Annotated in this window: 20 protein-coding genes and 1 riboswitch; of the genes, 8 read left to right on the forward strand and 12 right to left on the reverse strand. The window is 61.4% G+C overall.

The window, feature by feature from the left end; genetic code table 11:
• Window position 1: 1 nt before the first annotated feature.
• The 3 genes from ACFT1A_RS17915 to ACFT1A_RS17925 all read right to left on the reverse strand — a co-directional run bounded on the left by ACFT1A_RS17915 (window position 2) and on the right by ACFT1A_RS17925 (window position 6,773).
• Window positions 2-3,895, reverse strand: a complete 3,894-nt coding sequence (locus tag ACFT1A_RS17915; RefSeq protein WP_378448264.1) for a Pls/PosA family non-ribosomal peptide synthetase — start codon at window positions 3,893-3,895, stop codon at window positions 2-4.
• Between the two features lie 122 nt (window positions 3,896-4,017).
• Window positions 4,018-5,871 (reverse strand): BCCT family transporter, encoded by a 1,854-nt coding sequence (locus ACFT1A_RS17920; RefSeq protein ID WP_378448057.1) that lies wholly within the window; start codon window positions 5,869-5,871, stop codon window positions 4,018-4,020.
• A 428-nt stretch (window positions 5,872-6,299) separates the two neighbouring features.
• The gene (locus ACFT1A_RS17925) at window positions 6,300-6,773 is read right to left on the reverse strand and encodes a hypothetical protein (RefSeq protein WP_378448058.1); all 474 of its coding nucleotides are present in this window, start codon (window positions 6,771-6,773) and stop codon (window positions 6,300-6,302) included.
• On the opposite strand from ACFT1A_RS17925, the gene ACFT1A_RS17930 reads away from it, so the two are divergent.
• On the forward strand, window positions 6,763-7,089 hold the full coding sequence (locus tag ACFT1A_RS17930; RefSeq protein WP_378448059.1) for a hypothetical protein: 327 nt from the start codon (window positions 6,763-6,765) through the stop codon (window positions 7,087-7,089). The two genes, ACFT1A_RS17925 and ACFT1A_RS17930, sit on opposite strands and share 11 nt — an antisense overlap.
• Here the strand turns inward: ACFT1A_RS17930 and ACFT1A_RS17935 are convergent.
• Window positions 7,077-7,217 carry a hypothetical protein gene (locus tag ACFT1A_RS17935; protein WP_003941170.1) on the reverse strand — a complete coding sequence of 47 codons (141 nt, stop codon included), beginning with the start codon at window positions 7,215-7,217 and terminating at the stop codon, window positions 7,077-7,079. The two genes, ACFT1A_RS17930 and ACFT1A_RS17935, sit on opposite strands and share 13 nt — an antisense overlap.
• A 347-nt stretch (window positions 7,218-7,564) precedes the next feature.
• Here ACFT1A_RS17935 and ACFT1A_RS17940 point away from each other — a divergent pair, with 347 nt between their 5' ends.
• The 3 genes from ACFT1A_RS17940 to ACFT1A_RS17950 all read left to right on the forward strand — a co-directional run bounded on the left by ACFT1A_RS17940 (window position 7,565) and on the right by ACFT1A_RS17950 (window position 10,064).
• Window positions 7,565-7,684 carry a helix-turn-helix domain-containing protein gene (locus tag ACFT1A_RS17940; protein WP_378448060.1) on the forward strand — a complete coding sequence of 40 codons (120 nt, stop codon included), beginning with the start codon at window positions 7,565-7,567 and terminating at the stop codon, window positions 7,682-7,684.
• Between the two features lie 60 nt (window positions 7,685-7,744).
• Window positions 7,745-7,859, forward strand: a riboswitch (SAM riboswitch).
• A gap of 54 nt (window positions 7,860-7,913) precedes the next feature.
• Complete coding sequence (locus ACFT1A_RS17945) at window positions 7,914-9,239, forward strand: aminotransferase class V-fold PLP-dependent enzyme (RefSeq protein WP_378448061.1); 1,326 nt, start codon at window positions 7,914-7,916, stop codon at window positions 9,237-9,239.
• Between the two features lie 210 nt (window positions 9,240-9,449).
• Window positions 9,450-10,064, forward strand: coding sequence for a hypothetical protein (locus ACFT1A_RS17950; RefSeq protein ID WP_378448062.1), 615 nt, complete (start codon window positions 9,450-9,452; stop codon window positions 10,062-10,064).
• On the opposite strand, the gene ACFT1A_RS17955 is transcribed toward ACFT1A_RS17950, so the two are convergent.
• The gene (locus ACFT1A_RS17955) at window positions 10,043-10,921 is read right to left on the reverse strand and encodes a PaaX family transcriptional regulator C-terminal domain-containing protein (protein ID WP_378448063.1); all 879 of its coding nucleotides are present in this window, start codon (window positions 10,919-10,921) and stop codon (window positions 10,043-10,045) included. The two genes, ACFT1A_RS17950 and ACFT1A_RS17955, sit on opposite strands and share 22 nt — an antisense overlap.
• Before the next feature lie 143 nt (window positions 10,922-11,064).
• Here ACFT1A_RS17955 and ACFT1A_RS17960 point away from each other — a divergent pair, with 143 nt between their 5' ends.
• Together ACFT1A_RS17960 and ACFT1A_RS17965 are read left to right on the forward strand one after the other, a co-directional pair.
• Window positions 11,065-12,063, forward strand: a complete 999-nt coding sequence (locus tag ACFT1A_RS17960) for an alpha/beta hydrolase family protein (RefSeq protein WP_378448064.1) — start codon at window positions 11,065-11,067, stop codon at window positions 12,061-12,063.
• Window positions 12,056-13,267, forward strand: a complete 1,212-nt coding sequence (locus ACFT1A_RS17965; RefSeq protein WP_378448065.1) for a saccharopine dehydrogenase family protein — start codon at window positions 12,056-12,058, stop codon at window positions 13,265-13,267. The genes ACFT1A_RS17960 and ACFT1A_RS17965 overlap by 8 nt, the downstream gene beginning before the upstream one ends.
• On the opposite strand, the gene ACFT1A_RS17970 is transcribed toward ACFT1A_RS17965, so the two are convergent.
• Complete coding sequence (locus ACFT1A_RS17970; protein ID WP_378448066.1) at window positions 13,268-13,612, reverse strand: hypothetical protein; 345 nt, start codon at window positions 13,610-13,612, stop codon at window positions 13,268-13,270. It abuts the gene before it with no gap.
• 92 nt (window positions 13,613-13,704) lie between these two features.
• The gene (locus tag ACFT1A_RS17975) at window positions 13,705-14,082 is read right to left on the reverse strand and encodes a hypothetical protein (protein WP_378448067.1); all 378 of its coding nucleotides are present in this window, start codon (window positions 14,080-14,082) and stop codon (window positions 13,705-13,707) included.
• Between the two features lie 63 nt (window positions 14,083-14,145).
• Between ACFT1A_RS17975 and ACFT1A_RS17980 the strand changes: the two genes are divergently transcribed.
• Window positions 14,146-14,724 (forward strand): CGNR zinc finger domain-containing protein, encoded by a 579-nt coding sequence (locus tag ACFT1A_RS17980; protein ID WP_378448068.1) that lies wholly within the window; start codon window positions 14,146-14,148, stop codon window positions 14,722-14,724.
• A 134-nt stretch (window positions 14,725-14,858) separates the two neighbouring features.
• Window positions 14,859-16,466, forward strand: a complete 1,608-nt coding sequence (locus ACFT1A_RS17985) for an ABC transporter substrate-binding protein (protein ID WP_378448069.1) — start codon at window positions 14,859-14,861, stop codon at window positions 16,464-16,466.
• A 121-nt stretch (window positions 16,467-16,587) separates the two neighbouring features.
• On the opposite strand, the gene ACFT1A_RS17990 is transcribed toward ACFT1A_RS17985, so the two are convergent.
• From ACFT1A_RS17990 to ACFT1A_RS18010, 5 genes are read right to left on the reverse strand one after another with little or no spacing between them, the layout of a single operon-like run.
• Entirely contained in the window at window positions 16,588-17,337 is a 750-nt protein-coding gene (locus ACFT1A_RS17990) for an HpcH/HpaI aldolase/citrate lyase family protein (RefSeq protein ID WP_378448070.1), read from the reverse strand.
• Window positions 17,334-18,098 carry an SDR family NAD(P)-dependent oxidoreductase gene (locus ACFT1A_RS17995; RefSeq protein WP_378448071.1) on the reverse strand — a complete coding sequence of 255 codons (765 nt, stop codon included), beginning with the start codon at window positions 18,096-18,098 and terminating at the stop codon, window positions 17,334-17,336. The genes ACFT1A_RS17990 and ACFT1A_RS17995 overlap by 4 nt, the downstream gene beginning before the upstream one ends.
• Window positions 18,095-19,417 carry a histidinol dehydrogenase gene (hisD, locus tag ACFT1A_RS18000; RefSeq protein WP_378448072.1) on the reverse strand — a complete coding sequence of 441 codons (1,323 nt, stop codon included), beginning with the start codon at window positions 19,415-19,417 and terminating at the stop codon, window positions 18,095-18,097. The genes ACFT1A_RS17995 and hisD overlap by 4 nt, the downstream gene beginning before the upstream one ends.
• 2 nt (window positions 19,418-19,419) lie before the next feature.
• Window positions 19,420-20,130, reverse strand: a complete 711-nt coding sequence (locus ACFT1A_RS18005; protein ID WP_378448073.1) for an alpha/beta fold hydrolase — start codon at window positions 20,128-20,130, stop codon at window positions 19,420-19,422.
• Between the two features lies 1 nt (window position 20,131).
• Window positions 20,132-21,274, reverse strand: a complete 1,143-nt coding sequence (locus ACFT1A_RS18010; protein ID WP_378448074.1) for a hypothetical protein — start codon at window positions 21,272-21,274, stop codon at window positions 20,132-20,134.
• Window positions 21,275-21,384: the final 110 nt, after the last annotated feature.

Below are 21,384 nucleotides of genomic sequence, written 5' to 3' on the forward strand. Positions count from 1 at the left end.
TTCACGAGGCCGCCCACGGTGCAATCGGGTTGCCCTGCCAGCGTGTGGAAGGCGGAACGGTGTCACCTCGCATCACCAGAGATGCAGGCCCGACTGTCGCTCCCGCGCCGATGCCGGCTGCGGGTAGCGCGACACAATGCGGTCCCAGTGTTGCTCCTGCTCCCAGAGTGACGGTATCCATGGACATGATCCGATCATGGAAGAGATGAGTTTGCACGACGCACCCCCGTTCCACCGTCGCCCCGTCGCCCAAAGTCACAAGATCTGCCTCGGGTAGCCAGTACGACTCACACCAAACGCCCTTGCCGATTTTCGCCCCGAGACCACGCAGGAAGATGTTCAGTACGGCAGTACCAGTCGCCGCGCGGGCGAACCACGGTGCGGCGACGGTCTCGACAAACGCGTCGGCCACTTCATTGCGCCAGACGAACGAACTCCACAGCGGATGCTCGACCTTGGTGATGCGTCCCACGACGATCCACTTTGCCGCGATGGTGATCGCGCCTGCAACCGCGCCGGCGACGAGCAGGACTACGCCGCTCAACAGCGCCGCGAACCAGTATCCGACTGCGACGACCATCGCTTCGAGTGCGAACAGAACGCCGAGGCCGATACCGAACGTCACCATGACCGGGATCAGACGGCAGGTTTCGACCACTCCGCGGGCGATCTTGAGGCGCATCGGCGGATTGAACGTCCGGGCAGCGTCGGTGTCCCCGGCAGCCCGCCGCAGACGTACCGGTGGACTGCCGAGCCAGGATGATCCGGACTTCGCCTTGGACGGTGTAGCGGACAGGACGGCCACCAGACCGTTCTTCGGGACGCGTCGACCGGGTGCGGTCATACCGGAGTTTCCGAGGAACGCGCGCTTGCCGATCTTTGCCTGTTCGATGTGCATCCAGCCGCCGCCGAGGCCGTAGCTCGCGACCATGGTGTCGTCGGCGAGGAATGCACCGTCGGCGACCGTCGTGAACTTGGGGAGCAGGAGCACCGTGGATGCTTCGACGTTCTTGCCGATCTTGGCACCCAGGAGACGGAGCCACCCCGGCGTCAGCAGGCTGGCGTAGAGGGGGAAGAGGAAGGTCCTGGCGGAGTCGAGCAGTCGTTCGGTCGCCCACACCTGCCAGCCGACGCGGCTGCGGACCGGGTGGTAGCCGGGGGTCATCCCGATCGAGAGAAGACGAACGGCAACCAGCGTGACGAGAGCAAAGACGAGCAGGGACAAGACAGTCGCCAATGGGAGAATGACCATCGACTGAAGTACTGCGTTCCCGAGAGTCTCGGTGTCTCGAACCCACCAGCCGATCAGAGCGATTCCGGCCATCAACGCAAAGATAGGCATGCCGGCCAGGAAGATCGAGGTGACGCCGTAGACCGGAACCCAGCCAGGCGCGCGCTTGGGATGTTCGGACGGCCATGGGTGATTTGCTTTGCCGATCTTGACCGCCGGGGATCCGGCCCACTGCTGGTTCGCTTTGACGCGGCCGAACACCGCCGATCCGGGTTCGACGACGGCGTCGCGACCGATACGTGCGCCGGGCAGAAGCGTCGAGCGTGAACCGACGGAGGCGCCGTCACCGATCTTGATCTCGCCGATGTGAATGACGTCGCCGTCGATCCAATGACCGGAGAGGTCGACTTCGGGTTCGACGGAGCAGCCGTCACCGAGTTCGAGCATGCCGGTGATGGGGGGAAGTGTGTGGAGATCGACGCCGCTGCCGATGTCGGCACCGAGGGCGCGTGCGTAGTACAGCATCCACGGTGCACCCGAAAGATTGGCTGCGCCACTGGCTTCGGTGAGTCGCAGCGCTATCCACAGGCGCAGATGCTCACTACCTCCTCGCGGGTATGTGCCTGGTTCCAGCTTGCGGAGGAGCAGTCGCGTTCCGACGACAGCGATGGTCATGCGCCCGATCGGCGTGATGAACACGATGAACGCCAACAGGATCCACCACCACGAGACAGTGGGGGCCCAGCTCACGTCGACGAACCAGCCGAGGACGTTGTTCGCGATCGCCAGCCACGTCACCCATTGCAGTCCGGTGAGCGTCGTGAGCGGAACGGTGACGGCGATCTGCGCCAGCTGCGTTTTCAACGGCGTCGGAGTGACGATGCGCGGCTCCACAGTTTCGGTGGGTGCCAATTCGTCGAGATATTCGGCGAGGGATCCCAACCGTGGATGATCGTAGAGCTGTGCGACGGTCACTTCGGGGAACCGCTCGCGCAGGGCGGTTACCAGCTGAGCAGCGGAGAGGGACCCACCGCCCACTTCGAAGAAGTCGTCGTCGAGTCCGGTGATCTGGGCGCCCAGGATCGATCCCCACAGGCCGGCAACCCAGGCAGCGGTGCCGTCGAGTCCCAATGCGGCCCCGGCGTCCTCGCCGGCTCCGGGCAACGGCCACGGCAGGGCATTGCGGTCGACCTTGCCTGACGTGCGCGTCGGAAGTTCGTCCATCAATGCCAGACGCGGCACGAGGGCTGCCGGCAGCTGTTCGCTGAGCAAAGCGTGAGCGGCTTTGAGATCGAAGTCGGGATCCGTGCTCGCGATGTATCCGACGAGGATTTGATTGCCGGCCGCCGTTTTCTTCACGGCTGCGGCAGCGCCGCTGACGCCCGGCAGGTTCTGCAAAGCGTTGTCGACTTCACCGAGTTCGATGCGCCTGCCGCCGAGCTTGACCTGATCGTCCGCGCGGCCCTGGAACATCAGACCGGTGGTTTCGAGCCGGACCAGGTCGCCGCTGCGGTACGCGCGTTCCCACCCGAGCGAGGGCATCGACGCGTACTTCTCGGCGTCCTTCGCGGGATCGAGGTAGCGGGCCAGGCCGACTCCGCCGATCACCAGCTCGCCGACCTCACCGACCGCGACGGGATTGCTCTGGGCGTCGACGACGGCAAGGTCCCAGCCGTCGAGGGGGAGGCCGATACTGACGGGGCTCTTGCCGTCCATCAGCGCGCCGCAGGCCACGACGGTCGCCTCGGTGGGGCCGTAGGTGTTCCAGACCTCACGGCCCTCGACGGCGAGGCGCTCGGCCAGTTCGGGTGGGCAGGCTTCGCCGCCGAAGATCAGGAGTCGAACGGCTTCGAGAGCTTCGGCCGGCCACAGAGACGCAAGCGTCGGCACCGTGGAGACGATGCTGACGTCTCGCGAGACCAGCCACGGGCCGAGGTCCATACCGCTGCGGACCAGCGAACGAGGTGCCGGGACGAGGCAGGCGCCGTGACGCCATGCAAGCCACATCTCCTCGCAGGACGCGTCGAATGCCACGGAGAGTCCCGCGAGGACGCGGTCGCCCGGCCCGATGGGCTCGTCCTGGAGGAACATGCGCGCCTCGGCGTCGACGAACGCCGCGGCGTTGAGATGGGTGACCGCGACGCCCTTGGGGGTGCCGGTGGATCCGGAGGTGAAGATGATCCAGGCGTCGTCGTCGGGTTCGGGCTCGCGAACCGGTGGATGTTCGAGTCGCTTCGGCGCCGTCCCTGGCTGGATACCGTCGCCGGTGATGATCGCCGCTACCTGCGCCTCGCCGAAGACCAATTCGGCGCGCTCTTCCGGATCGTCGGCGTCGACGGGCACGTAGGCGGCGCCCGCCGCGAGGATCGACAGGATCGCGACGTACAGCGAACGTGAACCAGACGGCATCCTGATTCCGACGCGGTCACCTGCGCCGACGCCGGCATCACCGAGCCAGCGCGCACCGAGCTCGATCTCGTCGAGCAACTCCGAGTACGACAGTGTGGTGTCGCCGTCGTCGATGGCAGGTGCTTCCGGGTTGGCCTCGGCTGAGGCCCGCACGATGTCGATGAGCGTGCGCGGCGCAGGTGCATGCGCCGACCGTAGGAATACGGACGGTATCCCGAAAGATTGTTCCGTCTCCGACTGCGACTGGAGTGGCAAACCCGTTGGTCCTGTTCTACTCACGAAACTTAGAGTCCTGCGAACTGTCGAGTTGAAAGTCTCATGACAAGTTTGCGAGTTGGTGAACAGATATGCCTAATGCAACATGCCGAACGTGCCGGTCAGTCCGTACTGGCAGCTTGGGCGTGGCCTTCTGCCGAGTCGGCGAACTCGGGTGTGTCGAACACCTCTCCGCCCAACGGATCGACGACCTTCGAATCCTCGGAGAAGTCGACAGCGCCGGTATCCGGGTCGATGTTGACCGCATGGGCGGGAACTTCGTGCACCGCGACGAGCATGTGGGCGTCGGAGGGTTCCGTCGTGATCCCGCTTTGCGACGCGGTGAGCCCGGCGAAGGTGGACGAGATCTTCAGATCGCGGAGCCGTTTCTCGGTGGGTTGCGGAACGTCGGTCGACGCCGACGTATTTGTCGAAACCCGCAGGTAGCGCGGTGCCGAAGCGACCTCGTACCGGAACGCCTTCAGCATCGACAAGCATGCCAGCACCATGATGACCGAGAACGGCACGGCAGTGGCGATGGCAACGGTCTGCAGCGCCGTGAGCGATCCGCTGCCACCCACGATGAGGAGAACCGCGGCGGCAGCACCGGAGAGGAACGTCCAGTAGACGCGGGTGATCTTGGAAGTTTCCAGGCTGCCACCCGTCGCGAGGATGTCGATGACGATCGAGCCGGAATCGGCGGACGTGACGAAGAAGAACACGATCACGACGATCGCGAGGACACTCGAAATCGTTCCGAGCGGAAGTCCGTCCAGAAGCGTGAACAGTGACGTGTTGGTGTCGACTGCGCCGGATGCGTCGAGCATCGTGCCCTCGTTGCGCTGACGCAGAATGCCGGAGTTACCGAAGATCGTGAACCACAGCGACCCGACCAGCGTCGGGGCCAGCAGCACACCGAAGACGAATTCGCGGATGGTGCGGCCACGTGAGATGCGCGCGATGAACATGCCGACGAACGGTGCCCAGCTCATCCACCAGCCCCAGTAGAAGATGGTCCAGGCGCCCTGCCAGCCGTCTTCGGCGAACGGGGACGTGCGCAGCATCAGTTCGGGCAAGGCCTGGACGTATCCGCCGAGGTTCTGCACCCACGACTGCATCAGGAACAGCGTCGGTCCCAGAATCAGGACGAACAGGGCCAGTGCTGCAGCGAGCATCATGTTGATGTTGGAGAGCCACTTGAGGCCCTTGGTGACGCCGGAGACGACCGAGAAGGTGGCCATACCCGTCACGATGACGATGATGGTGATGACCAACCAGTTGTCGGTCTCCACCCAGCCGAGGTAGTCGAGGCCGGCTGAGATCTGCTGGACACCGAAGCCCAGTGATGTCGCGACGCCGAACAACGTGCCGACGATGGCGACGACGTCGATGGCATGGCCGATCTTTCCCTCGATGCGAGCGCGTCCGAGCAGTGGCTCGAGCAGCCAACGGATCGAGAGCGGGCGACCCTTGCGATAAGTCATGTACGCCAGACCCAGGCCGACGACGACGTAGATCGCCCATGCATGCAGGCCCCAGTGGAACAGTGTCAGTTCCATCGCTTGATTGGCTGCGGCATCAGTGGATCCCGCGATCTGCCCGGCGACGGGAGGGGTCACGTAGTGCGAAAGGGGTTCTGCCACTCCGTAGAACACGAGACCGATGCCCATGCCGGCGCTGAAGAGCATCGCGAACCACGAGAGCATGCCGAACTCGGGTTGCTCGTCGTCGCGGCCCAACCGAATGTTGCCGATGCGGCTGATTCCGCAGTACAGCGCAAAAATGACGAAACCGGTGGCCGAGAGGATGTACCACCAGCCGACGCCGTCGCTGATCACGTTGTTGAGAGTTTCGAAAGCATCCGCAGCGGTTCCCGCATAGATCACGGCAAAGGCGATCAGGGCAAAGATCACTATCGACGCGGGGATGAACACGGGTTTCCGTAGTTCACGCCACGCAGTTTTGACCGCAGTCATTCCACTCCTCGAACGTTCAGGCATTCACAGCGCCCATACGGGCAGCCACGTGTCACGCGTAGGTGGGCGTTGCGCTCACACCATCGCAGGTCAAGACCGGGCTATTGCTTTGAAATTCAACGTAACGTCAAGTTTCGGTCAACTCAACTGGACGAAAGATGCTGCACTGTCGCGAAAATTCCCACTGAATGCCGTTGCACCTGTTGTAAATCGTTGGGCAATAGTGTCATTGGGTAAACAGTGGAATGCTGAACGACGAATACGATTGGTACGGTGAGTTGAACCGGTCGGGTCGACGCTCACCGATTGATCGTATTTGTCAAACTCGGCGAAACAGCCTGTCTGTCAGGTGGTTAACTCCTGGCGTGCGCGCTCGATCGTGGAGGTGAGGTCTCGATACCTAACTGTGATTGTGATGGTCGCAACTATCAGTGTTGCGGGCCACGTTCTCCCCGCTGGGCGTCGATCAGATCCATCGCATCCTTCAGGCCCAAGCCCGGATGTAGTTCGCGTAGTGCCTTGATTGCCGGAATGCGGTCGTCTGTCGACGCGAGTGCGCTACGGACGTCGTCGGCGGGTATCTCGGAGGGCGCAGTTGTCCCTTCCCACCACACCGACTGAGGTTTGTTCCTGTTTCGCCAGGCTTGGACGGCGTAGTAAGCAGACCCGACCGTTGCGAAAAGCCAGATCGCGAGCAATGTCCAATTCCAAGCTGTGGGTTCTGTGATGACCTTGTCGACGGTGCTAGGGCCGAAGAAGACGAGAAGCCAGGCCAGCACGATCGTCTGCCACCATCGCTCGACGCGCCTGCTCGGATTCCACCATTCGGCCATCGATCGATACTCGCACAGTGCTGCTGTTTCGGTGCGACGCTGCTGTTTCGGTGCGACGATGGGGACCATGGAGATTCGTGATGCGGCGGAGCGAGCACGAGCGGAATCAGGGACCTCGACGATCTTCGGTGAACCGCACCAGACCAGCGACGGAACGACAATCATCACGGTTTCTCGTCTGCATCGGCGTTGGCGCGGCGACCCGATACCGGTGCCGGTCGGAGTGTTCTCGATCCACGAGGGTGAGCCGTCGTGGTCACCGGCTGTCGATCACACCAGAGCAGCGTTGATGGGGGAGTTCATCGGGTTGGCGGCCGCGGTGATCGCAACATTGGCCGTTCTACGTCGACCGCCCTGGCCCGATGTCACGATTCAGAAGGGGTGACCCAGAATTACGCCGATCAACTGGAACGGCATTGCCAGGAACATCGATCCGACGTAGAGCGGATAGCGAATCGGATCGCCGGCGAGGTAACCCTCGGCGAGCCAGGCCATTACGTCTGCTGATCCCATAGTCGTTACTTCCCTTCGCTGTTGTGGTTCACCGACATTTTCGGTCGCGGGAGTTGTTTTGTTACAAGCGAACTCGAAGGAGGAGCAGATGTGATGGCAGTTTCGATGCAGCAAACGTCAGTCAACTGAGATCTCCGGGGGCGGCGGATGACAACGGTTTCCTGCACGTGGACCGCCTCGGGTAGGCGCAGTTACTGCTGGCGTGGACGCGAACCGACACGTTTCAGCCCGCTGCCGCGGCCCGCTGCTCGCGCCGCTACGCGATGCGAATGGAGAGTTGCTCGAGGCCCTCTTGACGTACTTCGGCGAAGAATCGTCTCTGACTTACCCCGAAAAACCGAATAGGCTTGCACCGCAACACCATATCGAGTCGGATCGATCGAACTCAGCGCCTTCTCTCGGTGGATCTGGCCGATCCGGAAACCAGGCTTGCACTTCACCTCGCCTGCCGAACGATCGCGCCGTGAAGACGGCCTTCGCAGCTTCGTCTTGACAAGCACGGGAAGTTCCTGCCATCCTCGTTGCCAGGTCACGAGTACCAGTGTTCAGCCCCGGCTTGCTGGTCGGCAACCCTCCTCCGCGGTGGGGTGCTCCGGGTGACGACCCGGCTGCGTTCGAAAACGAATGCGGCAAGCGCGGACTCTTCCGGGGCCATCACCCGAACGAATGAGTCCTTGAACGTGAGGATTGTCTTCGATGACTGCTGTATTGAGTGCCGACACCTGCCGCACCGCTCCGATCGCCAAGGTTTCGGGTGCTGACCTGCAGGTTCCGCTGGTTCAGGGCGGCGAATGCTCTTACGCCAACTTCGACTACGCCGCGAGTGCGCCGGCATTGGCCCAGGTCACCGACCGTATCGCCGAGTTGTTGCCCACGTACGCCAGCGTCCACCGCGGTGCCGGCTACGCGTCCCGTATCTCCACCCTCACCTACGAGAACGCTCGTGAATCCGTTGCTCGTTTCGTGAACTGTGCCGACGATCAGGTTGTCGTCTTCACCCGAAACACCACTGATTCGCTGAACCTGCTTGCCCAGTGCGTCCCCGGTAGCACCGTTGTCCTCGACGCCGAGCATCACGCAAACCTGTTGCCGTGGAACGACGCTCGTATCGTCACCGCCGCGGACACCATCGAAGAGACCATCGAGCGTCTGATCGGTGAACTGTGCACCAAGCCTGCCGCACTGCTCGCAATCACCGGCGCCTCCAACGTGACCGGCGAGATCCTGCCGATTGCACGCTTGGCTGACATCGCTCACCGTTGCGGCGCGCGCATCCTCGTCGACGCTGCTCAGTTGGCTCCCCACCGTCGCATCGACCTGCAGGAATGCGGCGTCGACTACGTAGCGTTCTCGGGCCACAAGCTCTACGCACCCTTCGGCGCCGGCGTTCTCGTCGGCCGCCGTGACTGGCTCGACGAGGCTCAGCCGTACCTCGCCGGCGGCGGCGCCGTGCGTGAGGTGACCATCGAATCCACCGAGTGGGCTTGCGCGCCCGCACGCCACGAGGCGGGTTCCCCCAACGTGCTCGGTGCGGCAGCCATCGCGACCGCCTGCGAAACCCTGCACGCCCTGGACTTCGACGTCATCGCCGAGCACGAGAAGGCACTCACCGCCCAGCTCACCGACGGCCTGTCTGCCATCGAGGGAGTCTCGTTGGTGCGGCTGTGGAACGACGCACCCGACGCCGTCGGAATCGTGACTTTCACCGTCGACGGATTCGAAGCGGGCGAGATCGCCGCATTCCTGTCTGCAGAACACGGCATCGGAGTTCGCGACGGGCGCTTCTGCGCACATCCGGTGCTCGCACGCCTCGGCCTCTCCGGCGGCGCGGTTCGTGCCAGCCTCGGCCTCGGTAGCAGCTCGGACGACGTGACCCGGTTGGTCGACGCCGTGAACATCCTGGTTTCGAATCAGCGTGATTGGAAGTACGCGAAGACTGCCGGTGCGTGGAACCCCGTGCCCGAGACCCGCCCCTTCCTCGGAGCCGCAGACGACAATGCCGGCGCAGCCGAGTGCGTCTGAGCTGAGCTCGGTCCCCGAAAACTCGAACGGACAACTAGCATGGCAGCCATGGCACCAGCGGATTTTCCCGCCACCCCTTCGAGAGTGAGCATCACTCTCGGTCAGTGGTGCCGTCGCCATGTAGATCTGTGCCGCACCTCGTCAGGAATGTGTTCGAGCTGACGATTCGTCTCGCTCACATCACACTTTTCTGATTTTCGGAGGTCACACATGTCTTCACTCGCTTCGCATTCTCTGCACGTAGCGGTCGAGTTGACCGGATCCGGTCACCATCCGGCCGCTGAGGGCGCACCCGGAAACCTGCCGATCATCGGCGGCGACTACTGGGTGGACCTCACCGAGAGCGACAGGGTTCTCGATTTGGCTTCATTCCCTACCAATGTGGTTCGGATTCGGGCTGCAGACCTGCGTGAGGCGCAGCTCGAACGCGCACGGATCCGTGCGGCTGTCGCCGAAGAAGGACGCGATCCCGACAGCGTCGCCGTACTGGTCGATCTCGAGATTCTGATCGCGCCGGAAGCTCGCTCCGCTCGTAAAGAGCTTGCACAGTTGGACAGCGCGTTGACTGCGCCGCGGGTTCCCGTTTCGCTTCACTACGTCGGAACACCTTCCGGTCTCGGTAGTTTGATCGCCGATATCCGAGCTGCCGAAGTTGCCGACGGTGTGACGTTGCTGCCTCTCGCATTGCCCCGCACTCTCGAGCACCTGGTGGACAGCACCATTCCGTGGCTCCATGATCGCGGCTTGGTGACACCGTCCACCGCAGTCGACGAGGTTCTCGGCCGTTTCGGACTGCCGCCCCGTCAGCGTACGCTCGCGTCCTGATCGCCGCCGATTGCATCTGCGTACAGGTGGAACAGCGACGGTAATTTGTCGGCGCCGTCCACCTGTGCCAGCAGCGTCCAGCACTGTGCCGTGACGGAGCGCGCCCGCTTGCCGATCCAGTTGGTGGGCAGTAGTTCCGGTGGCAGCAGCGGATCCGGTTCCATGGCTCGCGTGAACTCCGCCGCGAGCTCGATGGTCATCGTGACGGCATCGGCGTCTGGGATGTTCTGCAGTAAGTGCAGGCGTGCGTTCGCTACGTCGAGCAGCCGTTCGTATCCGGCTGCGATCTCGTCCAGTGGCCACAACTGCGCGGCAATCTTCACCGGTTCTTCGAGCGTGCCCACTTTCAGATCACGAGTGGTGAGCGAGGACAGGTGCTGCTCGACGTCGAGTTCGGCGGCCGCATCGAGAACGTACGGTTCCCAGGCGTGCGGCGAGACGTACAGACCGCCTTGGACGAGCGCGCCGCCGAGGTAAACGACCCTGGTGCGCAGCGCATCTCGTGCTTTCCGTGACGACTCCGGAATTGCGAATCCGACCAGATGCCAATATCCGTCCCACGGTGTCGCAGTGGTGCGATCTTGTTGATAGGCCAGCCGGACGAATTCGACGTCGGGCTCCATCTCCCGCATGGCTTTCGGCGTTGCTCGTAGCGTGGCCTGCCGCCCGCGTCCCTCCTGAGTGAACTTTCCCTCGGCGACCAAACGCTTGATGCACAGCCTGACCTGTTGATCTGTTTTGCCGAGGGCGTCGGCGGTGGCATAGAGGGTGTGCCCGTCGACAGTTCCGTCTGTGCGCAGTAGTCCCTCGATCAAAATTCTCGTGGGTACATCGACGTCCCTGTCGGTCATTGCCATGTCCTTTCCTCGCTACTCGACATCTTCGCTCACAACTGTACTATCGAAGTCGATACGATCGTTTCACATTCGTACGTTAAGGCGGGAAGATGGCAGTGAAATCGATGAGCGAAGGGAAGAGTAACCCTCGTTTGCGCAGGTGGGTGGCTACTTCCCTGGCGGTGGTCGTTGTCCTGATCGTTGGACTTGTGGGCTGGACGCTGTACCAGAACACCTATGACATCCGTGAGGAAAAAGTGACGATCACCGGGGGATCGGTGCCACTCCAGGGCGTCCTTGCACTGCCCGAGCACGGTGACGGTCCCTTCGGGCTCGTAGTTTTCGTCCACGGAGACGGACCCGTCGATGCAACACACGAGACGTTCTACCGGCCGGTCTGGGAGGCGTTTGCACAGGCTGGGTACGCGTCACTCTCCTGGGACAAGCCGGGGGTCAACGGGGCGCCGGGCAATTGGCTCGATCAGAGCATGGACGACCGGGCGGCGGAGACGGAAGCGGCAATCGAGTGGGCGCGGGGGCGTTCGGATATCGATCGCTCTCGGATCGGTCTGTGGGGTGCCAGCCAGGCAGGGTGGGTGATGCCCAAGGTGGTGAACCTCGACCCGGACGTCGCATTCGTCATTGCCGTGGGCCCGGCGATCAACTGGCTCCAACAAGGTGAATTCAATACCCGTGCAGAGCTTTCCGAGAGGAATGCGTCGGCCGAAGAGTTCGAGAAAGCGCGGGTCGACCGCGCGAAGAACTTGGATCAGTTGGCACGTGATGCATCGTTTGATGATCTGGTGGCCTCCGGCGAGGCCGACGGTCTCACCGAGGACCGGTGGAACTTCATCCGAAAGAACTACCTCTCGGATGCGCGAGCCGATCTCGAAACCGTGAAGGTTCCGGTGCTCTTGATTGTCGGCGGACAAGACGTCAACGTCGACGTGGCAGACACCGAAAGGGTGTATCGCGAATTACTCGACACACCAGGGCAATTGGTGGTCGAGAAATACCCCGACGCTACGCATTCGATCGTGGACAAGGATCTCGAAGACTCGGAAGTGAGGTCCGCTCTGGTGGCCGTCCTTGCTCCCCGTTCTATCTTCGCCCCCGGGTATCTAGCAGATCAGAGTGCATTTTTGGAGGGAATTCATGGCTGACGGAATCACAGTCGTTGCTCTGGGTGGTGCCGGCGCCATGGGGTCGGTCGCAGTTCGTCTGGCTGCAGCATTGCCGGGAATCGGCACAGTCGTAGTTGCCGATCGCGATGTAGACGCTGCGGAGCGACTTTCAGTTGAACTGGCTCAGGCATCAGCGGAAGTCGACTCCCGCAGTATCGACGTCACGGACAGTCGCTCGCTACGCGAATTGCTTGACGGCGCAGACGTGGTCGTCAATACGGTCGGCCCGTTCTTCCGTTTCGGCGTCGGTATTCTCCAGGCAGCGATCGAGACCGGGACTCACTATCTCGACATCTGCGACGACTGGGAGCCGGCCGTCGACATGCTGGAATTGGACTGTGCCGCCAGGGAAGCCGGAATCTGTGCGGTAGTCGGCATGGGCGCAAGTCCCGGGATGAGTAACCTCCTGGCCGCGATGGCAGTCTCGCGATTGGACGTGATTGACGACCTGTACACAGCCTGGCCGGTTGATGTCGAGGGCGAGGACGAGTCGGTAAATGCCGTCAGTGCCGCTGCCGTTCATTGGATGCAGCAGATCAGCGGCAAGGTTCCGGTGGTTCGTGAGGGACGGATCGTCACAGAAGCACCGCTGCGTTCCATCGCACTGGAACTGCCCGGCGGACGCCGCGGAAACGCCTACGTGGTCGGGCATCCGGAGCCGGTGATGTTTCATCGGACCTTCAGTCCCTCAGGCCATTCGGCTGATCTCATGGTGATCACACCGGAAACTGTGGCGTTTCTCGACGTCCTCCGTGCGGATATCGACAAGGGGATAATCGATCTCGACGCGGCCGCTGAAGAATTGGGCAAGCCCTCGCTCCGGCGGATGATCCGCGCTACACCTCGAATGCTCACGCGTGCCGGCCACGGATCCCTGCCGTTGTTCTTCGCCTCGGCGACAGGAACATTCGACGGAAGAGCGATGCGAGTCGTGGCCCGGATTGCAGATGATTCACCGGTGTCGGAGTTGCTGTCGGACATGGCCCGTGCGACTGGAATCCCTTTGGCGCTGGGCCTTGCTCAGGTTGTATCCCGGCTGGCCGACGGAACGATTTCGGATCGGGTCGGTGTGCACTCACCTGAGAGTGTCATCGATCCGGAAGTTCTGTTCACAGCGCTGGCGCGATTGTTCGATCGAACCGATTGGAGGGAGATCGTTACCGTCGAATCCGAGTTCCGCTAGTCAGTTCGCGGCGTGCGATCCGATGCGACTGCGGATTTCGGCGTCGACTCGGTCTGCGTCTTTGGGACTGAACGAGGGTGCTCCACGGCCGGTGAGGGTGAGTACCACCGCAGTCTCCTTCCACGGACGTGAAAGATCCAGGCTGTACCACGAGCTGAAATCTGTTGTTCCCCAGATTCGTAGGCGTCCGCTCAGCCACGACATGACCCCGAGGTCGACGGATTCGATCTGCGAGTACGGGACGAACTTACTGACAAACGGGAAGTAGTAGTGGCGGATCGTTACGCCCTTTTCGTCGATCCGGACGGTTCGGTCCTCGTAGATTGTCGATGTTCCTGCACTCACAGTGATAACCCGGTTCCTGCTGGTCGATGCTCTCGATGGCTTCTGAAAACCAACCATACAGTCTCTATTGGGGCAGGCTGCGAGCGCGGGCGTCAAGCGCTGGTGGGCCTTGAGACGACGAGATCGCTCACCGCGATCTGGGCATTGCCGATTGCCGTCTGAACTGGTTCACAACTGCTCGATGCTCGGGCGAGCGCAAGAACTGCGGTGAGCAGGGCAGCGTCGGGTTGTCCTTCGAACGGTCCGCTCTCGACATCGAACTTTCCGGCCCGCAACTGCTTTCGGGCGTTGATTCCCAGTTGTGAAATGACCTCGTCCATCGCGATCAGGCATTGGGCGAGCGCTCCGATCGACCAGTAGAGATCGGCTGCAACGACGGGTGTCCCCGACGCTACGGTGCCGGCGCGGCGCAATCGGTTGTGGGTGTCGAGGAGTATCTCGGACAGTCCGTGGTCTGCGCAGTGTTTCATCCCGCCGCCTCCGTAAGGTGTAAAGTTAGGTTATTCAATTACGGTAAGGCAGGGAGGTAAGGGATGCAAGTAGTTTTAGACGATTACGTATCCGGTGCGTCGTTTGCGACGGACCTGGTCAACACCTCACCCCGAGTGTGGGTGGAGGCCGGTGACGCGTTGCCGGACTCCCAGACGCTTCAGGATCTACTGAGTGAACACGGACTCTCGCCGGACGCACTCCGCAACGGGCGCCGGCCGACCAGCGGTGAACTTGCGGACGTTCAGGGGCTCAGAGAGGAAATTCGTTCGGTTCTCGATGCTCCGACTGCCGGCGAACTAGTCGATCGCACTCATCAACTCCTGCAGGCCGTCCCGCATCACGTTCGACTCACGCTGGATTCCCAGAACGACTATCGGTGGAATGCAGTACTGGACAACACAATCGATCTCGCGGGCGAACTCACGTTGTTGATCGGCTACTCGTTGCTGGGGACTCTGCGCACATTGGGGTACGAACGATTCCGCCCGTGCGCATCGCCGACGTGCAACGGGGTTTTTGTCGATACGAGCAGGGGAGGGCGACGCCGATACTGCATGCCGGCGTTGTGCGGCAACCGAATCAACGTCGCGAATCACCGTCAACGGCAGCGTCGCACCTAGCCTCTGCGCTCGCCCGGCCGATAGTGACAATCGAACAGAGTACGGCCGACTGTATGGGGAACTTCAACGAGATACAGACCACGTCAGTCCCGCACGATTGTCGCCATGGCAACTCCTAGTAGATGGCGGCTCGTATGAAAGCCCGTTCTGTCTCCGCGACAGCAGTTATCAGCGTTGGCGTTTTCACCCTGGCCGGGTGTGGCAGCGCATCCAGTCCCGAAGGTTCAGTCGGTGAGTATGCAAAGGACGGCAGTTTCACGACTGTCATCAACGCCGATCCCGGAAATCTGCACCCTCTGATCACCAACCTTACGTCGACTCAGATCGTGAACGCGTACTCGTACGATTCGTTGATCGACATCGACGCGCAAACACGCACTGTGCGTCCCTATCTGGCGGAGAGCTGGAGTGAAGAAGGGAACACGCTGAAGTTCGTGCTCAAGAAGGGCATCACTTGTGCCGACGGCACATCCTTTACCGCACAGACCGCGGCCGATGACATCAACTGGGTCATGGATCCTGAAAACGCCTCACCGCTACGCGGATCCACTGTGCCGATGTCAACTTCGGCCTCAGCGGACGGTGACGAACTAACGGTGACTACCGCCGAGCCAGCGCCCTTCCTGCTCTCTCGAATCGGCGCGTTGCGGCTTCCGTGTGCTGCGACGCTCGAAGACCCGGCCAGCATCCGTTCGAGTAGTAACGGAACGGGCCTGTTCAAGGTCACCGAGGTTGTTCCCAACGATCACATCACGATGGAACGCCGCGACGGTTACACCTGGAGTCCGAACGGCGAGACCACGTCCGACACTCTCGGGGTGCCGAAGACCGTGACGATCAAGATTGTCACCGATCCCAGTACGACGGCGAATCTTGTTCTCACCGGCGGAGTGAATGCCGCAGCGGTCACCGGTTCGGACGAGGAACGAGTCTTGGCCGCGGGTCTGGATTCGAAGACCTACACCACGTTGTCCGGCGAGTTCATCTTCAATCATTTCGCGGCCCTACCCACGGCAGACCGTGCTGTACGGCAGGCCCTCGTGCAGGCAGTAGACCTGGACGACTACACCGAGATCACCACCGGCGGTAAAGGAACCCGCGCACGCGCCCTCGCGGTTTCGGAACCCCTTGCCTGCGACTACAACAGTGTCGAAGGGACGATCCCCGATTTCGACGTCGATGCAGCAACGAAAACGCTGTCCGACGCAGGTTGGAAGGCGGGTCCCGACGGTGTCCTGACAAAGGACGGGCGACCGCTTACCCTCAACGTGATTTTCAACAATGCACGCGATACGAACTCTGCCGCCGCGGAATACGTAGCGACACAATGGGAAGGGCTGGGCGCCAAGGTTAAACTGACCGGCGGCGATTACAGCTTCGTCATTGCCAACACGTTCAGCACCACTGACCTGTCGTCGTGGGATGTCTCCATCGGTTTGACGCTGGGCAGTGACACACCGAGTATCTTTGCCAAGTATTTCACTGGCCCGCCGAAGCCCGAAGGAGTGAACTTCGCTTCGCTCGACAACAAGAAGTACATCGAATTGTCTACTCAGGCTTCGCTTCTGCCCGGTGACGAGTCCTGCAAGGTCTGGGAGGAAAGTGAGCGGGCATTGTTCAACGACATCGACCTGCTTCCGGTGTCTACGACTCCCGCTCACATGTTCTTCAACGGCGCAACGTCGATCTACCCGCCGTCGAGCGGAATCCTCCCGGGTTCGGCGATACGGGTCCTGCAGTAGACCGTAACTGATATATGGGCACCGACTGATCTCGCCAGTTGGTGCCCATATCCGCAGTCCGAACGGGATCGCCAATGCGGAGGAGGAGAATTCTTCGGTTGCTGCGCGGATCGGCGCGGAGTTAAGGCGAGCTTCTGCCAACACTGACCAGCTCGTCGAAAGTCTTCATCAGCACATGAGTCAGGTTGACGACAACGAGATGTGCCCCCGCTGCGAATGAGTGCCGTGCCTGTTCCGCACTTGAAACGATCTCCATTCGCTTCTGGTCTGCGGTCGCGGCTTGATTGTGCAAGGTGGACAGTGCTTGTAATACGCGGATATCGGACGGACCGTCGACACCGAACGACAACGCGAGATCGGCGGGGCCACCCATAACGCCGTCGATCCCAGGAACTGCCATTATCTCTTCGGCGTTGGCGCAGCCGGTGTGGGACTCGATCATCACGACTACCACGGTTCGGTCGGCATCTGCCTGCAAGTGTTCGCGAGCTGATACCTGACCGAAACGTCCGGCCCGCCCATACGTGGCGAAGCCTCGGTCGCCGACCGGGGCGTACCGGGCTTGCTGAACCACCGCGCGAGCCTGTTCCGCGCTGTCGACGTGCGGTACGACAATTCCCGTTGCGCCGTGGTCGAGAACCCGCTGGATCAGCGCCGGCTCGTTTTGCCCGACGCGCACCAGAACATCCATGCCGTGCAGTTCTGCTGCAGTGACGTGCTGTCTCAAGGCAATTAGATCCGCGGGGCCGTGTTCACAGTCGATGAACACGTAATCCATACCGGCGACCCCGGCCATTTCGACCAGCTCCTCCGAGGGCATCCGGACCAGGACACCGAGAAGCTGCTCGCCAGAGCGCAATTTCGCCCTCATCGGGCCACCATTCCGGCGGAGAGATCTATATCGGCTGCGCATAGGCCCGGCATTGAGAGCATCGCAGTGACGGCTGTCGCTACCTCCTCCTCGCTGACCATTCGGCCGAGAGCTGACCGAGATACGAACGCCCGTTCTGCTTCCTCGTAGGTTCCGCCTGTCCGGGCGGCTTCAAGGGTGAAGTTGCGGTGCATCCTCGCACTGTCCACCGGCCCCGGAGAGAGTGAGTTGACGTTTACGCCCAAAGGGCCGACTTCGGTTGCGAGGGTGGTGGTCAAACCGATTACTGCCATTTTCGACGCGCAGTACGGGGTTCTGCCTGTGAGTGGACGTTTCCCCGAGACGGAGGCGATGTTGATGATGTCCCCTCGCCCGGCTTCGATCATTCCAGGCAGGAAGGCGCGGCACATGAGAAATACGCCGCGCACGTTGACAGCGAATACGTCGTCCCAATCGTAGGTGGCAATTCCAGTCAACGGAGCGACTGGACCCGGTACGCCGGCGTTGTTGATCAGGATCGATACGTCCTCATCGGCGAGCTTTTCCGCGAGTTCATCGGCAGAAAACGCTTGTGCAACATCGCATGTCTCGACCCGAACGGCTTCTCCGTTGGCCGCGGCGACCAAGTCGAGTTTGTGGCGGCTGCGGCCTACGACGATCACTCGTGCACCGTTCTTCACCAGTTCGGCCGTAATGGCCGCCCCGAGGCCACTACCGCCTCCAGTGACCAGCGCCGTACGGCCACTGACGTACTGGTTCACCGGGAACTGCCGGCCGTGCGGTGGTTGCTCCAGCCCAGTTCCGCAGACCCGTATTTGGCGGCGCGAACGTCACCTGAGCGAGCGTGACCCTCGAACAGTTCTACGCGCGATGCGCGCCCGCAAACCTCACCTAACTGTGCGCTGGACGCCTTGTCGGTCACTTCGGAGTACGTCACCGTCTTGAGGTACTTGCCAACCCAGAGGCCACCTGTGTATCGCGCTGAACCACGAGTAGGGAGAACATGGTTCGTGCCGATCACCTTGTCGCCGTAAGAGACGCAAGTACCTTCGCCGAGGAAGAGACCACCGTAGTTGCTCATCGTCGCCAAGGCTTCGCGAGGATTCTCGGTGAGGACCTCTACGTGTTCGCTCGCGTAGGAATCCGCGAGTGCGTAAGCGTCGACAAGTGAATCAACGACGATTACTTCACCGTGGTTGCGCCATGCAGGTTCGGCGAAGTCTTTGGTAGGCATGTCCGGAAGAATGTCGTCGATGTGCTTCATGACTTTGCGCCCCAGTTCTTCCGAGGTGGTGATCAAGACTGCGGGGGAGTCCGGACCGTGCTCGGCTTGTGAGAGCAGGTCGACCGCAACGACGAACGGATCGGCGTATTCGTCCGCAATGATCAGGATCTCGGTGGGCCCTGCAAAGAGGTCGATCCCGACCTCGCCGAAGAGTTGACGTTTGGCTTCAGCTACATAGGCATTGCCTGGACCTGCCAGAAGATCGACGCGGTTGACTGTTTCGGTTCCACAGGCAAGCGCGCCGATCGCCTGGACACCACCGAGTAGATAGATTTCGTCGGCTCCGGCGAGATGCATCGCTGCGACAGTAGCGGCGGGTATCTCGCCGCGGATAGGTGGTGTGCAGGCGGCGACGCTGGGTACGCCCGCGACCTTCGCCGTCACAATGGTCATATGTGCGGAAGCAGTCAGTGGGTAGCGTCCACCCGGGACATATGCGCCGATGCGGTTGATCGGAATGTGCCTCTGGCCGAGATGAACTCCGGGAAGAGTCTCGATCTCGAAATCAGTCAGTGAGTCTCGCTGATGCTGTGCAAATGTACGCACTTGGTGCTGAACGAACTTGATGTCCTCGATGACCTGGTCAGGAACACCCGCGATGATCTCTTCGATGCGCGCTGCCGACAGGCGGAAAGACTCTGGGCTCCACTTGTCGAACTCCGTGGACCATTTGCGCACGGCTGCATCGCCGTTGGTCCGGATGTCGTCGAGGATCGAGGACACTCGCTCGCTTACTTCTGTTCGATCGCGTCGTACGGACTCGGCGGGGACGGGGTTCTTCAGAACTTGGGGCATGTCTACTCCTGGGTGATGGATTCAGAGGTGGCGGGAAGCCAGCTATTGATCATTCGAGCGATTTCTGCCGGCTGCTCCCAGGGGCTGAGATGGCCGGCTCCGTGTAGGTGTTCGAGGCGTGAGCGGGGGACAGCGTCGGCAATGTCTCGGTGAAAATAGTCGGGACACAGGTGGTCCCGCGTTGCTGAGACAACCAGAGTGGGGCAAGTGACATTTCGCAATTCGGGTAATGCGTCAACACGCGTGCATTGAGCGGCAAGTTGCCGCTGTAGAACGACCGGGCCGACCCGTGCAGCCATGGCGGTGAATCTGTCGGCCAAGCTCGGTAGGGGTGTTTCGTCGGCGAACATCGTCGGCAGGATGTCGCGCACGATTTGCTCGAAGTCGCCGCTGGTGCATTGAGCTGCCATGCGGTTCCAGGTCCGATGCTGAATGATTGTCGGTGCTCCGGCATTGGTCGACAAGGCGCAGAACCCTGTCACCCGCTCGGGTGCAATTCGGAGTACCTCGAACCCGACGATCGCTCCGAGGCTCAACCCAGTGAGGACAAACGGTCCTTCGGCGGAGGCGAGGACCTGCTCAGCCATTGCGCCGATTGTCGTGGCATCGATCGACGGGATGACGGTGTGCGCATCCAGTCCAGACCTGATCTCTGTCCAGAGGTCAGCGTCGCAGAGCATTCCCGGGACGAGAACGACTGGCAGAGTTTTCAATTCAGGTTCCAAGTTTGCGTGGGACCAATGCGTATGGTGCCACGTAGCCATTGTGGTCCAGGGCGTCCCCGGCATCTGCTGCGGCCTTGACCACTTCCTCGTCCCATTCCAGACGTACTCGACCGTCGCCGCTGTTGACCACTAACATCAACCCCGTCGATTCTCCGACGTTACGGATGGATCGGAACGCGCCACGGGGGATGGAGAGTATGTCCCAGGATTCGAGGGTCACGGTGCGGGAGTCCGGGCCACGATTGACGGTCACTTCCCATCGACCGTCTTTCACCATCAGCACCTGGTTCTCATTGTGGCGATGCAGTGAAATACCTTGTTGCGGTCGTGCTCTCAGCCAAGCGATGTTGTGGCCGTGTGGGTTGTAGATTCGAGGTTCCTGATCAAGATCCTCGGTCATTCCGAAGCCGATGACAAGACCGAGTTCCGCACCGCCGCCGGCGATCCGAGAGTCCAACAGTGCTCGATCGGACCACTCTATGTTTTCTGCGGTCGCGATCCGGGAAGCCATTTTCTCGACACTGAAGCTGCGCAGGCCGGCAATCTGTTCGGCGCTGATCGGCTCCATCAATGGTGTGTCCTCGCGGAGCTCGTCACCGGCGATGGTGTCGATCAACGTATTTTCGGCACTGAGATACAGTCCGTGTCCCTTTGCCTCTTCGAGAACAGTTGGGCCCCAGATGATACCGCCGGTGTTGTCCATGCCGAGGGCCGTGAAGAGGATTCCGTCGTCGGGTCCGACATTGGTGAATCCGCGGAATATCCAGGTCGGGATCGATGCAATGTCGCCTTCGCGAAGCAGTGTTTCGCCCTCTGTGCCGTCGGCGCCCCATCGGAGTAAATACTCTCCGCGGAAGCAGAGAAACACCTCGGCGGTGAAATGCAGGTGCAGATTGTTGGTCACGCCGTTGGGCATGGCCGCGCCACCGATTTGAAAGCCATGAGGTTCACGGAGATTCACAACCTGGCCGGAACTCTGGGTGACCCCTCGGCCGATCATGGAGTAGTTCTTCTTCTGGTCCGAACCGGGAGTGCGGCAATCGATGAACGCTTGGTTACAGGAGACGAAGTCATTCTGGCGGATGGTGCGCCGGGCCAGTTCCTCGGTGGTGACAGTTACGTCGGACGACATGGGACCTCTCAATTGGCTTCGTGGGACTGTCGTGGATAGGAGGCTTCCGACCGTCGTGCTGATGATTCGGCGCGATTGGAAGCTACGCATTTATACGTATGCATAGTAGG

It is taken from the genome of Rhodococcus sp. NPDC057135 (assembly GCF_042670865.1).
Taxonomy (GTDB): Bacteria; Actinomycetota; Actinomycetes; order Mycobacteriales; family Mycobacteriaceae; genus Rhodococcus_F.